Below are 12,931 nucleotides of genomic sequence, written 5' to 3' on the forward strand. Positions count from 1 at the left end.
TGCGATCTTCCTGCATATCGCCCGGCCCGACTACACGCCCACGGCGGGCTGCGCTGCGCTCTCGCGCGAGGATCTCTTGGCTTTCCTGGCGCTGGCCGAGCCCTCCACCCACCTCGTCTTTTCCGACGCAGCCTGACGAAAGTCGCGCGTCGTCACCGCTGAAGATCGCGCTTGGTCAGGGCACACCGCCCCTTCCCACTTCCGCCTCTCCCGTGCGAACTGCCCGCGGGGCCACAATTCAGGCATTCCACCATGACAACACCGCCACGCTCGAGGAGATACTCAACCTCCTGCCGCGCCACTACAAAAGCGGCCGGGCCGGAATCCTTCAGGCATCTGGTGCTCGGTGTTCCAGCTGTAGATGCCGTTCAAGTTTATGTGTTCCCAACTCAACGGCGAGACGTGCTTGAGCAGATGATCCCGAATCTGACGACGTGCGCTGCGTAAGTGCGCGACCGCCCGTTTTTCAAACGACCGCGCGCTTGAGTTTATGCGCCGCCTCGCCCTTGTTGAGGCCGGATCCGCACTCCAGCCGGCGAACTCGATTTCGGCGACCAGCTCGGGCTTCAGCCAAACGACCTTCTTTTCCTTCTTCGGCTCCCCTACGCCGGTAAAGGGAGACTTGTCCGCTTCCATCGCTTTCAGCTTCGGTAGAAGCGTCTCGACCTTCTTGGCACCGTAGCGTGTACCGACACGACCGACATACACGAAATGATCGCCGCGATGAACACCGACCAAGCAGCGATCGGAATTTGCCATTCGTCGTTGATCGCAGATGCTTGGTTGCAGGCGCCCGGCATGCTGAATATGCTGCGCCGGCGGCAGAGGGCCGCTCAGTTCACGAGGATCATATGGCGACGGGCACTGTTAAATTTTTCAATCAGGACAAGGGCTTTGGTTTCATCACGCCCGACGATGGCGGGCAGGATGTATTTGTCCATGTCTCGGGAGTGCTGTCGGGTGGCCCGCTGCGGGACGGCTCGAAGGTCAGCTATGACCTTGGCCAGGACCGGAAGACCGGCAAGTCGAAGGCGGAAAACGTTCGCGCGATCTGATCGGACGGCGTGCGGCGGTTATTTGCTGCCGCCGCCTAAGCGGATCGGGTTCTCCGGCAAAGGAGCGATCCAGAGCGCGCCGAAACCTTTCCCTCTCTTTGCCGCCGCTTGGAATACCTCATGGGCGGAACGATCGGAGACCCCGAGCACCGAGCGCGCCAACCATTCGCTTTCTTCTTTCGGTATCGCTCTCATCCGGTTTTGGGTCATTGCCACGTCCGCTTTGCGCCAAGAGCGGTCGCTGCGCAGGTCCGTTTCCGCCCCATATATGGCCACTTAAGGCTGGTGAGGATCGTTTCCTTTAATTATATGGCAGTCCATTTCGCGTATGGCGAAAGCGTCGCGACAAAGTCAATCTACGAGGCTGCAATGAACAATCGTTATGGAAGACTGGCTTCTTGGGTCTATAATCTGGATAAACCGGTCGGGCGTTCATTCGGCGATGTGGAATATTATCAGCAACGCCTTGGGGAATCCGAAGGTCCGATCCTGGAACCTGCTGTCGGCAACGGTCGTGTTTATGTGCCGCTGCTCGAGTCCGGATTTTTGATAGAGGGGTTCGATGCATCTGACGAGATGCTTGGTTACTGCCAAGATGAATGCAGGAAGAGGAATCTTCCCGCGAGCGTGACACGACAGACATTCGAAGAGTTCTCCTATAGCAAAAGCTTTGGTGCCATCATCATCCCGGCGGGGTCGTTTCAGTTGGTCACGGATACGACATCGGCGACCGCTGTGCTGAGGCGGTTTTATGATTATCTGGTTCCCGGCGCAAAATTGATAATAGACCTCGATCCCATAGGCAGTTTTCTTGGGCCGACCGGTTCGGTTCGGCGTTGGACAACAGAGCATGGAGATCTGCTCACACTCTCAGATCATCGGATTGAAACCGACTATGTCGCGCAGACCACACTAACCCATCTCCGCTATGAACTCTGGCGAGATGGAAACCTTGTGAAAACCGAACTCGATTTGTTTAAGTTGCGGTGGTGGGGCGTTGAAGAGTTCGTGATGGCGCTGCAGCGCACAGGCTTTGTCGATGTAGTGGTGTCAGGCAACTACCAGCATGGAAGAGCACCGCACAAGGACGACGAGATCATCAGTTTCGAGGCGCTGCGTCCCAAATAAACCAAGATGCGTTTCTCAGTTGCCCTGAATGTCCGCAATGGGCAGTGAGTCAGGCTGGTCTCGAACGGTCAAGAAGGTGGGACGGCCGGCGTGATCTCGCGGCAGCAACGTGACGTCAATCGGTTGCCCGACCCCGATCTAAAGATAACGGCAGTCGCGTCCTCAGGGCTTTTGGCAGATCGGGGACATTTAGTCCAACCCAGCTCAGCATGAACTGCCACCGGCGTTTTGGGCCAATTGCGGACATTTTTCACCGTGTTCGCAGCACATTGCGGCGTTCAAAGACCGATCCATTCACTTTGTCACCAGGAGGCTCGCACGTGTGAAAGCTGAAACTGGTATTCTCCGAACAAAGATCGACCGTTCATATTTCCGGATCATCGAGAATGCGTGCGAGAGTGCTACGGCCAAGTGCGCTCATGACAGGGTTACTGCTGCGGTAATACCAAACTAAGCCCATTGCCTGTTGGAATGCCCATGCCGCTCCGCGTTTCCACTCGACTTCACTTGATCGAAGATAGGTGCGCACGGTTGCACGCCGATCCTGATCGAGCAGGTGCCAGACGGCGACAAGGTCAAGAGCGGGGTCTGCTGGTCCAAAGCTGCCGCAGTCAAGTACACCAATAAGGTGCTCACCTCGCACGAGCAGGTTGGCCGGAATTAGGTCACCGTGGCTCATAACGTCAGACCCAGAAAAGGGTAGCTCACGCAGTCGGGTCCACGTGCGACGGAGCCTGGACACGTCGAGAAGGCCCTCACTGTTTTTGAAACAGATCGACATCCAATCATCATGGTCAGTAAGATTGCCACCTCTTCCTTGCCCATCAAAGCGGCGGTCCATTGTGCTCGCCGCGCGCAGTGACCCGACGAGGCTGGCAATGTCGAGCGCGAAGGCCGTCGAGGCCGCGAGGCCGTCTGGCGTGGCAACGTCACCCTCTATCCAACTCTGCACCGTCCAAGGCATCGGATAGTTCGGTCCGGGTCGACCGAACCCGATCGATCGAGGTGCAGCAAACGGAGAGTGATCGGCGAACTCCGCCATCGCCGCGGCTTCCTTGCGTAGGCCAAGCATGCACTCGATTGGGTCCGCTGCCCGGAGTGGAAACCTTGCCGCAACACTCGATCCGATCCGGAAAATTGCATTGACCGTACCGGTCGTATCAAGTCGCAAGACCTGCTTGTGGCAATATTCTGGGAATTGGTCAGAGATCATCTCGCGAACGATATCAACGTCGATGTGAACCTGATCGCTGTGCATCACGCTGCTGATACCTCCGAGCGGCTGTCAGCGTCTATTACTGGGGGTAAGCCTGACAGGCAACGATGCGTCCCGTCAGGCCTTTCCTATTATGTCTGCTGTCCATCTGTAAGCAGCGACACACGCGTGCGGGCATTTGCGCCTTTTCGTCTCGTAGACGATAAGGCCACCGGCTACGGCCAACTCCAGCCGAACATTGAAGGTTTGAAAGTTTTCAGAACGGCGATTCAACTCGGAAAACAACGCCCTCAAATTCGCGATATAGTCAGCGTATAGCGCTATCATAGAGCCTCATCTGGTTCCAAGGTCGGTGCCTCTCGGTCAGAAGGCAACGTTGTTGCCCTGACGACTTGGACCTCGTTCCGTAGTGATATGGTGCAGCATGGGCCCGACGTCCGAGCGCTATCGAAATGCCCTTTGCCATTTGCCGGTCGCTACAAGGAGCCGGTGGCTGACGCCTGCAGGCGCGCGAGCCAGTCCGGGTCCATCTCCGGCACGGATTGGAGAAGCCGTTTTGTGTATAGGCTCTTCGGGCGCGCGAAGACGTCGCCAACATTGCCAGACTCTGCAATTTTCCCGTGCTGCATCACGACCACTTCATCCCCAACAGCCTTTACCGTGGCAAGATCGTGCGTGATGAACAACAGCGCCAGATTCCGGTCCTTCTGGATTTTCGCCAGCAGTTTCAGTATGCCGGCAGCCACAAGCTGATCGAGCGCGGATGTCACTTCATCGCAAATTATCAGCTTCGGTTCCGCAGCAAGCGCGCGTGCGATTCCTATCCGCTGCTTCTGACCACCGGAAAGCTCCGTGGGCAATCGGTTCATGTACTTCGCCGGGTCGAGTTCGATCTGCTGCAAAAGCTCGGCAACGCGCCTGTCTCGTTCAAGGCCTTTTATGCCGAGATAGAATTCGAGGGGACGGCCGACAATGTCCCGGATGCGCTGTTTTGGGTTCAGCGCCGTATCGGGCATCTGGTAGATCATCTGAATGTGGCGCAGGTCCTCGCGCGAGCGCGTGCGGTAGTCCGGCGACAGGCGCCGGCCCTCAAAGAGAAGCTCGCCGCTCGATGGGTTGACCACACCGCTGATGACGCGCGCCGTCGTCGACTTTCCGGACCCGGATTCTCCGACCACCGCGATCGTCCGACCGGCATGAATATCGAGCGAAATATCGTCGAGCACCTTCAGGACGCCGTATGAGGCATCGATATTGCGCACGCTCAGGATCGGCTGTTCGGAAGGCCGCTCCGCCGGGCGTGTGTGATCCAGAGTCCGGACGGACCACAGGGACTTCGTGTAATCTTCTTTCGGATCGGACAGCATCGTCCGCGTAGCGGCCGTCTCCACCTCCTTGCCGCTCTTGAGAACCGTGATCCGGTTCGCCATCTGCGCCACGACGGCGAGGTCGTGGCTGATATAGATGGCGGCCGTGCCGAATTGCGCGACGATATCCCGGATGGTCGTGAGTACCTCGATCTGGGTGGTGACGTCGAGCGCGGTCGTCGGTTCGTCGAATATGATCAGGTCGGGCCGGCATGCCAGCGCCATGGCCGTCATGGCGCGCTGTAACTGACCGCCCGACACCTGATGCGGATAGCGGAGGCCGATCTCCTCGGGCTGAGGCAGGCGCATGCGTCGGTACAGGTCGATGGCGTCTTCCATCGCCTTTGCGCGCGACATCACCTTTTTGACGACAGGCGCCTCACAGTGCTGGACGATCAGCTTGTGCGCCGGGTTGAAGGAGGCGGCGGCAGACTGCGCCACATAGGCGATGCGTTTTCCTCTCAGTTCCCTCCGCACGGCTTCGCCAGAGTTGACGAGATCGATGCCGTCGAAATCGATCGAGCCCCCAGCAACGCGGCACCCGTCGCGCGCAAACCCCATGGCAGCAAGGCCGAGCGTCGACTTGCCCGCGCCGGATTCCCCGATGAGTCCCAGTACCTCGCCACGCACCAGATCGAGATTGATGCCATCGACAAGCTTGATCCAGCCGTCGGACGAGCGGCCTTCAACCACCAGATTGCGGATGGTCAGGAGACGGGAACCGGCCTCGGTGTTGTCAGTCATGGCTTAGTCCTTCAATCCGCTGGCCCGGTGCAGCATCCAGTCGATGACAAAATTGATGGAGACGGTCAGAAGCGCGATGGCCGCGGCAGGCAGGAGCGGCGTGACGTCGCCGAAGGAAATCAGCGTAGCGTTTTCCCTGAGCATTGACCCCCAATCCGCCGTCGGCGGCTGGATGCCGAGACCGAGGAACGACAGGGCGGCAATGAAGAGGAACACAAAACAGAAGCGGAGACCGAACTCGGCAACGAGCGTCGAGGCGATGTTCGGCAAAATCTCCCGCAGGACCAGCCACGGCAGCCGCTCACCGCGCAGCCGCGCTGCCTGCACATAATCCATGACGACGACGGTTTGCGCCGAAGCACGGGCCAGTCGGAACACCGGTGCGACATAGATCAACGCGATCACCAGAATCATGCTGACAATCGACGTTCCGACGATGGTCAGCAGCATGAGCGCGAGGATCAGGGACGGAATGGCCATGATCACGTCGATGGTCCTGGAAAGAATTCGATCGGTCATACGCCCCTGAAGCGCGGCGAGAATGCCGAGGACGGATCCAACCGTGAAGGCGATGATCGTCGTCAGGAGGGCAAGGCCGACGGTGTTGCGCGTACCGTAGACAAGCCGCGAGAACATGTCGCGCCCGAGATTGTCCGTGCCGAGAAGATAGTCGCCGCCCCACGGCTCATATTGCGCGCCCACAACGGCGGTCTCGCCATAGGGCGCAATGACAGGCGCGAAAACCGCAACGATAGCGATCAGCAATATCACGGCCATACCAAAACGCGCCGCCAGCGGAGCCGTGTTCAACAGTCGGAAAAAGCCAACCATCAGCCTTCTCCATTCAGGATGCGCGGATTGCTGAGAATGGACAGCAGGTCCGCGATCAGGTTGAGCAGGATGTAGGCCGCAGCGAAAAGCAGGCCTACCGATTGCACGACCATGACGTCCCGATGGGTCACCGCATCGACGAACAGTTGGCCGAGGCCCGGATAGACGAAGACCACCTCGACCACCACGACCCCGACAACCAGATAGGCAAGGTTCAGCGCGACGACATTGATGATCGGCGCCAGCGCATTCGGCAGCGCATGGAAGAGGATCACGCGCAGCCGCCCCATTCCTTTCAGCCGCGCCATTTCGATATAGGGGCTGGCAAGAACGTTGATGATGGCGGCGCGGGTCATGCGCATCATGTGTGCCACGACAACAAGAACGAGGGTGAGTGCCGGCAGGAACGACCGATAGACAAGCTCACCGAGCGGCATTGCCGCATCTACGGCGGAAAGCGAAGGGAAGAGCGCCATGCGCACGGCAAAGACAAGGATCAGAACATAGGCGACGAAGAACTCCGGCAGGGAGACGCAGATCAAAGCGGCGATGTTGCAAAGCCGGTCGAAAATCGAATTGCGGTAAAGCGCTGCCAGAATGCCGAGCGTCAATGCCAGGGGCACCGAAATAGCGGCAGCGAAACCGGCGAGAAACAGGGTGTTGCCGAGGCGCAGCGACAGGAGTTCGGAGATGGGCCGGCCATTCGCCAGCGAGTTGCCGAATTCGCCATGCAGGGCACCGCCCAGCCAATGGAAGTAGCGAAGAACAGCCGGCTGATCGAGGCCGAGCTCCTTGCGGAATGCCGCGACCGTTTCCGGCGTCGCCGACTGACCGAGGATCTGCTGCGCCAGATCGCCCGGCAGCAATTCGACACCGATGAAGATCAACGCGGAAATCGCGATAAGGGTAACGACACCCAGTGCCAGTCGTTCACCCAAGAGAACCCAGATACGTGGCATGCCGCCTCCCCGGCTTGTTTAGAACTGTCTTGCGCCGATGGCCGGCAGCCTCTGCCGCAGGAGATTTCCCGCGGCAGAGGTTGACCCGATGGTCAGGCCATCCACCAGCGCTCGACGAAGTGGAGGCTGTCGAGGTTCCACATTTCGCTGAGCTGGCCGTGCTGAACGTTGTCACGCATGGCGAAGACGTATTTGCCGAACATCGGGATCAGCGCACCGCCGTCATCGCGGCATAGCCGCTGCATTTCGGCATACATTTCGGCGCGCTTGTTCTGGTCGATCTCGGCGCGCGCTTCGAGCAGAAGCGAGTTGAAGCGTTCATTGTCCCACTTCGTGTCGTTCCATTCGGCATCCCTGGAATAGCCGGCGGAGAACATCCAGTCCGGTGTCGGGCGGCCGCCCCAGTAGCTGCAGCAGAACGGCTTGACCAGCCAGACGTTCGACCAGTAAACCGACTTGGCATTCTCGGCAAATTTGGCTCCCAAAATGTGTTGGCGATCCGTGAAGGTCAGATGGTCGATCACAACCCCAACTCGGTCTATCCGAAAATATTCCGTGTGGTGGTGAACTCAGCTGGCTACGAAGAAAATTGGATCGAAGGAGTGAGCGTCTTCCACAACCCGAACGCCGCAGTTCCATTGCCAATGGAGATGTTGCCGGGTGCTGCTCATCATTTTTGTGATGAGCATGGTCAAGTTACCAGCTACACCCCCGACTTTCACCCAATGTCCTCCGTGACCAAACATCTCTGCCCGGTCGATGTCGCTGAATTTCTGGCCCAACTCGGTGACAAAACCCATATGGTCTGGACGGCGAAGCCGGGTGAAGCAGCCCCCGTCAAATAAGCCTAACACAGCGTTCGGACGGATCGCCGCGACACTGACACCGCGTTCCGCTTCGTGGCACTATTATCTTGGCACTTCCAATCGTTTCCCAAGGCGGGCTGAGAGTACCCTGGGGCACCTTGATCATAGGATCCCCCACGCCCGAAACCTCCCCCTCCCCGTCATCTCTCTAAGGCCGAGTTCGGCAACTATCCGCCGCGCCGCCTGCGGCGTGACCCCGAGCGTCCTGGTGACCGTCCCAGTATGAACAAGCGGCGTCGCGAACACGAGATCGACGAGCTCCGGCAGCTTTGACGAGGCCCGCCTGCCCTGCAGCTTCCGCTCCATCATTTTTCGCGCGAGCGCCAGCCGGTCGTGTTCCTTAAGCCCGATCTCGGCGGCCGCAATCAGCCCATCGGCAATGGCCAGCAGCCGCACTTCTCGGCTACGATGCCGACGCCGGTCTACGGGGATCGTTTTCAGGCCCAGGTTGATGGCGGCGAGATGCGCGCCGGTCGTGACCCCGGCCTGGTGCAGGATCGAGGCTGCGAGGTGCCGGCCGAGCCAGGGCGCGTGCTGCAGCACCTCGAGCGTGTTCCAGGCATCCAGCGCGACGACGGCCTGCAGCACCGGCGGCAAATGATCCGTCTGCCGAACCACAGTGAGCCATTCCTCCATCCGCTCGTCCTCGTCCCAGTCGAGATCGTACACGAGGGGGTCGCGATCCTGCGCCGATCGCGCCGGCGCGGCCGCCCTCCTCAACACATCTTCCGAACGCGCCAGCACCGCATCGATCGCGGCCAGCTCCGCGTCGAAGGGATTTGGATCAACAGACGAAACCTCCCCCTCCCCTGCTCGGACCGTATCACCCTCCGCGGCCGTGACCACCGCACCAATCTCGCCAGCGCCCTCTCCTCCCGCCGGTGATCCACCGACGTTGTTGCGCCCGCGAAGGCTCCGCAGCCCGCCAGCGCTGAGAGCCCAACCGGGCAGCTGCGCTGCGATCCGCCGGCGGGTGCGCAGCACGTCGCGGGCGATGGTCAATTCATGCGTCGGGGTGCGAATATCTTTTGTTGCATCGTGCAACACCAGGTCCTCGAGATGCACGAGTTCGCCGTCGAGCCACAGCGAGGCACAGGCGTCGGCGTAATGCATGCGCTCGAGAAAGCCAGCGCCGACCGGCGAGCGGGCCACACGCTCGTCGAGGCGGGCGAACACGATCCCGGCGTCCGAGATTGGCCGCAAAAGGGTCTGGATGGGCAATTTGGCGAGATCGTAACGCATTGAAATCATAGTAAATGATTTGCTAAACGAACTCTATGGGAAAGTTATGGTTCCTCACTGCGTATGATGCTCTAGCTTACGCATCACTATCGATAGGTACCATGTATCGATAGTGATGGATCTGGCGGTGCAAAGGCGGTAAAGTCGCCCGAAACCACGGCCAAGCAAACCGAGGGCGTCATGGCAAGGGTAGTGTTTCAGCGGGTTAGATCAGGCGCTGCGCGGCGTCGCCTGATGCCGCTGGCTGCGCGCCAGCGCAACAAAACGGCGCTTGACCTCGTCGAACAGCGCTGGCGGCAAGGCGCCATGGTAGCCGCTGTCGCTGTCGAGCGCCCGAATATCCGGCCCCGGCCAGACAAAGCGGTTGCTTTCCGTCAGAACGATCCAGGAGCGCTCGTCGTCCAGCCCGAGACGTCGCTTCGTTGCCGGCGGGATCTCGACTGCGTCAGCCGCATCAGACGGCGGCGTGTGCGTGATCGGCAGAACCCGGACCACCGGTGTTCCATCCTCCAGGGCCGCAACGATGGCCAGGACGAGCGCCGGGCGATCCTTGTCTCCCTCCTCGCGGCCCTCCAGATGCTGCCAATGCCACAGATAGGAATAGCGGAAGATCCAGCCGACCTTCGGTTCATTCGGCAGCATTCTTGTCCGTCAGCAGTTCGGCATTGAGATGATCGAAACCCGGCTCCATTTCGGACTGCTCGACCGCGGCAATGTCGTCGTCGCTCAAGGACGTCGTAGCCTCAACACGACGGTCACGCCTGGCCAATCGGAGATAATCCTCATAGGCAATCAGCACGGTGCGTGGGCGGCCATTCTTGGTGATAATGACCGGCTCGCGCACGGCGGCGTCCTGATAAGCCCCGAAATTCTTCGAGACCGCGGCGGCGGTTACGGTGGATGTCATCCTGCACCTCCATTTTTCCGTAAAATACGTATATTCCGGAACTTTTACAAGACATCGAACGACAGCGGGGCGTGAACTCGATGATAGACAGCCACGAAGCAAGTGATATCCGCCTGAAAAGGGCGGAGGAACTCGACGCGCTCGACGCGATCCTGCCGTTCGACCGGCGGGACCAGCTCGCTATCCTATTGACCGACGACGACGTCGCGACGCTGAAGCACCTAGCGAAGGAGGGCATGGGCGCGAACACCTTGCGCGCGCTCGCCTCCGACCTCGCCTATCTCGAGGCCTGGTGTACGCTGGCAATCGACACTCCTCTCCCCTGGCCCGCCCCCGAGGCGCTGCTTCTCAAGTTTGTCGCCCACCACCTCTGGGATCCCGTCCGGCGCGAAGACGATCCGGCGCACGGAATGCCGCCGGAAGTGGAAATCGGGTTGCGAAGCCAGGGACTGTTGCGATCGGAGGGTCCGCATGCGCCGGCAACGGTGCGACGCCGGCTGACCTCCTGGTCGATCCTGACGCGCTGGCGCGGGCTTTCCGGCGCCTTCTCCGCTCCGTCGCTGAAGAGCGCACTGCGGCTGGCCGCCCGCGCCACCGGGCGGCCGCGCCAGCGCAAGAGCATCAGTGCGGTCACCGCCGATGTTCTCGCCCAGTTGCTGTCCACCTGTACCGGCGACCGGCTTGTCGATATCCGCGATCGCGCCATCCTCCTGACCGCTTTCGCCTCCGGCGGCCGCCGGCGTTCTGAGATCGCCAATCTGCGCGTCGAGGATCTGGTCGCGGAAGAACCGGTCGGCGCCGTGCCCGACGACCCGGCCTCCCCTCCCCTGCCCTGCCTGGCGATCCGCCTCGGTCGCACCAAGACGACCGGTCCGGACGACGACGCCCGGTCGCTGATGATCGGCAAGCCGGTGGAGGCGCTGAAGCGCTGGTTGCACGAAGCCCGGATTGACAGCGGCCCAGTGTTCCGTCGCATCGATCAGTGGGGCAATGTCGATCGCCGCGCGCTGACGCCGCAATCAATCAACCTGATACTCAAGAATCGCTGCGGGAGGGCCGGGTTGGACCCGGAGAAGTATTCCGCCCACGGCCTGCGCTCAGGCTATCTGACCGAAGCCGCCAATCGCGGCGTGCCGCTACCGGAGGCGATGCAGCAGTCGCAGCACAAGTCACTGACCCAGGCCGCCTCCTACTACAACAATCCGGAGCGCCGACGCGGCAAGGCTGCTCGCTTGATTATCTAGGTCAAGCCAGATAGCGCGTACGCAACACCGAAAACCCGCGGAGCTATCATTGCCGGGAAACCCTAAAAAGATCCTGAACGCGAAAGGAATTGTTCATGGAAACAACGACCATCCAGTCACGGGCGGATTTCGCCCAATGGGCGATCGAACGCGTAAGTGCCATCATCGCGGAACAGGGTGGCAATCTCGCGCTCGCCGCCCGCGAGGGCAGTGACGAGACGATTGCCGCGGCAGCGAATGCATTGGGCCAGACGATTGTCGATACGCTGCTCGAGGTGTTCGACGGACTGGTCGACGCGGAATAACATCCGCGCCGAGAGTAACCACGATCGAGTCGATCGACGACTCTAACCGCTTTCAGTGGGCGTGCGCGTCGGTAAATCTCGGTGCGCAACTACGCTAGTTTCCGCTTCAAGATCGACTTCGATGGCCTCAATCCACCAGACTTTTGAGCGTCCAATCGCTGCCGTCGGACTGACCATATCCCCTGTTTCAGATCGAGAGCGCATTCTCGGCGCGAATACGGAGGACGCAGCGAAGGAAATTTGGATCTCTGATCCTCAGCGCAAGGGTAGTGCTGACGGCTCTACACCTTTCATCGCTCCGACTACCCCTTGAAGCGATCGAACGCCGTCAGCCGCTTCATCGGCGGGCTGGCATCGTAGCGGTAGATTTCGGTTCGCAGCCAGCAAAGCTCGTCGTCGAGATCAGCGTCGGAAACCTCGGTCCACCAGGCCTTGGGGCGGCCGTCGCTGCCGTCGGACCAGCGATACCCCCTCCCCTTCAGATGATCCTTGAGGTCGAAGGGAGAATTTTCCGCAAAGATCCGGACACGCGAACGCTGACTTCGTTCGTACAGCTCGGCGAACGCAGATCCGGCGTGGCATTCGCCATTGCCATCGAGGACTTCCAGAAGCGCAAAGCAATCGTCGACAGCCCGATGCCCGTCATGAAAATAGCCGGCCTGGCCGACCAGATAGCCAAGCTTCGTTCCCTCAAAGCCACGCGCCCGCCAATCCACCTCGGACACCGAGCAGGCCCAGGGCTTGTCGGCAAAGACCGGTGACAGCGCCTCGCAGAACGGCCGATCGAAGCCGGCATTATGGGCAATGATCAGGTCGGCCGGCTTTATCAGCGCCTCCAGCCGATCGAGGTCGATCATTTGTCCCGCGACCATCGCGTCGGTAATGCCGGTGAGCCGGGTAATGTCAGCGGGGATGGGGCCGCTCGGTTGCCGCAGTCCGCCGTAGACGGCGGTCACCGCACCGATCGTGCCGGTCTCATCGAAGCTGAAGGCAACAGCGCCGATCTCGATGATCTCGTCCTTGCGCGAACTGAGACCGGTCGTCTCGGTGTCGATGATGACGCCGCG

The 12,931-nt window shown here is 60.3% G+C and carries 15 protein-coding genes and 2 pseudogenes; 5 read left to right on the top strand and 12 right to left on the bottom strand.

Translation table 11 applies throughout. The annotated features are described in order from the left end of the window. Positions 1-282 precede the first annotated feature (282 nt). Positions 283-535, bottom strand: a pseudogene (locus AC1DDS_RS25515) (Tn3 family transposase); the annotation flags it as partial. Continuing rightward, positions 493-769 (bottom strand): annotated as a pseudogene (locus AC1DDS_RS25520) (ATP dependent DNA ligase); the annotation flags it as partial. The pseudogenes AC1DDS_RS25515 and AC1DDS_RS25520, both read right to left, overlap by 43 nt. Before the next feature lie 82 nt (positions 770-851). Here AC1DDS_RS25520 and AC1DDS_RS25525 point away from each other — a divergent pair. Beyond that, on the top strand, positions 852-1,055 hold the full coding sequence (locus AC1DDS_RS25525; RefSeq protein ID WP_272809088.1) for a cold-shock protein: 204 nt from the start codon (positions 852-854) through the stop codon (positions 1,053-1,055). 18 nt (positions 1,056-1,073) lie between these two features. Here AC1DDS_RS25525 and AC1DDS_RS25530 read toward each other — a convergent pair whose 3' ends face one another. After that, positions 1,074-1,265, bottom strand: a complete 192-nt coding sequence (locus AC1DDS_RS25530; protein WP_477481401.1) for a hypothetical protein — start codon at positions 1,263-1,265, stop codon at positions 1,074-1,076. A 159-nt stretch (positions 1,266-1,424) separates the two neighbouring features. On the opposite strand from AC1DDS_RS25530, the gene AC1DDS_RS25535 reads away from it, so the two are divergent. Continuing rightward, positions 1,425-2,183, top strand: a complete 759-nt coding sequence (locus AC1DDS_RS25535) for a class I SAM-dependent methyltransferase (protein ID WP_477481402.1) — start codon at positions 1,425-1,427, stop codon at positions 2,181-2,183. Between the two features lie 364 nt (positions 2,184-2,547). Here AC1DDS_RS25535 and AC1DDS_RS25540 read toward each other — a convergent pair whose 3' ends face one another. From AC1DDS_RS25540 to AC1DDS_RS25560, 5 genes are all read right to left on the bottom strand, one after another. Continuing rightward, positions 2,548-3,441, bottom strand: coding sequence for an aminoglycoside phosphotransferase family protein (locus AC1DDS_RS25540; protein ID WP_477481413.1), 894 nt, complete (start codon positions 3,439-3,441; stop codon positions 2,548-2,550). Between the two features lie 434 nt (positions 3,442-3,875). Beyond that, positions 3,876-5,510 (bottom strand): ABC transporter ATP-binding protein, encoded by a 1,635-nt coding sequence (locus tag AC1DDS_RS25545; protein WP_477481403.1) that lies wholly within the window; start codon positions 5,508-5,510, stop codon positions 3,876-3,878. A gap of 3 nt (positions 5,511-5,513) precedes the next feature. Next, positions 5,514-6,341, bottom strand: coding sequence for an ABC transporter permease (locus tag AC1DDS_RS25550; RefSeq protein ID WP_477481404.1), 828 nt, complete (start codon positions 6,339-6,341; stop codon positions 5,514-5,516). Further along, a complete protein-coding gene (locus AC1DDS_RS25555) occupies positions 6,341-7,300 on the bottom strand; it encodes an ABC transporter permease (RefSeq protein ID WP_477481405.1) in 960 nt (319 codons plus the stop codon). Before AC1DDS_RS25555 ends, AC1DDS_RS25550 begins: the two co-directional genes overlap by 1 nt. Positions 7,301-7,392: 92 nt before the next feature. After that, a complete protein-coding gene (locus AC1DDS_RS25560; RefSeq protein ID WP_477481406.1) occupies positions 7,393-7,824 on the bottom strand; it encodes a hypothetical protein in 432 nt (143 codons plus the stop codon). Between AC1DDS_RS25560 and AC1DDS_RS25565 the strand changes: the two genes are divergently transcribed. Then, entirely contained in the window at positions 7,813-8,145 is a 333-nt protein-coding gene (locus AC1DDS_RS25565) for a hypothetical protein (RefSeq protein WP_477481407.1), read from the top strand. The two genes, AC1DDS_RS25560 and AC1DDS_RS25565, sit on opposite strands and share 12 nt — an antisense overlap. 123 nt (positions 8,146-8,268) lie before the next feature. On the opposite strand, the gene AC1DDS_RS25570 is transcribed toward AC1DDS_RS25565, so the two are convergent. The 3 genes from AC1DDS_RS25570 to AC1DDS_RS25580 form a co-directional block, all read right to left on the bottom strand. Then, a complete protein-coding gene (locus AC1DDS_RS25570) occupies positions 8,269-9,417 on the bottom strand; it encodes an RHE_PE00001 family protein (RefSeq protein WP_477481408.1) in 1,149 nt (382 codons plus the stop codon). A gap of 201 nt (positions 9,418-9,618) precedes the next feature. Next, positions 9,619-10,050 (bottom strand): plasmid maintenance toxin (PemK-like), encoded by a 432-nt coding sequence (locus AC1DDS_RS25575; protein ID WP_477481409.1) that lies wholly within the window; start codon positions 10,048-10,050, stop codon positions 9,619-9,621. Continuing rightward, positions 10,037-10,315: a type II toxin-antitoxin system Phd/YefM family antitoxin gene (locus AC1DDS_RS25580; RefSeq protein ID WP_477481410.1), complete on the bottom strand. Its 279-nt coding sequence runs from the start codon at positions 10,313-10,315 to the stop codon at positions 10,037-10,039. The genes AC1DDS_RS25575 and AC1DDS_RS25580 overlap by 14 nt, the downstream gene beginning before the upstream one ends. A gap of 80 nt (positions 10,316-10,395) precedes the next feature. On the opposite strand from AC1DDS_RS25580, the gene AC1DDS_RS25585 reads away from it, so the two are divergent. Both AC1DDS_RS25585 and AC1DDS_RS25590 read left to right on the top strand, forming a co-directional pair. Further along, positions 10,396-11,559, top strand: coding sequence for a site-specific integrase (locus tag AC1DDS_RS25585; protein WP_477481411.1), 1,164 nt, complete (start codon positions 10,396-10,398; stop codon positions 11,557-11,559). A 95-nt stretch (positions 11,560-11,654) separates the two neighbouring features. Beyond that, a complete protein-coding gene (locus tag AC1DDS_RS25590) occupies positions 11,655-11,864 on the top strand; it encodes a hypothetical protein (RefSeq protein ID WP_310421501.1) in 210 nt (69 codons plus the stop codon). Between the two features lie 302 nt (positions 11,865-12,166). On the opposite strand, the gene AC1DDS_RS25595 is transcribed toward AC1DDS_RS25590, so the two are convergent. After that, on the bottom strand, positions 12,167-12,931 hold a 765-nt coding region (locus AC1DDS_RS25595), incomplete at its 5' end, for a 3'-5' exonuclease (RefSeq protein ID WP_477481412.1).

The sequence above is a fragment of the Mycoplana sp. 10N416 genome (assembly GCF_056394765.1).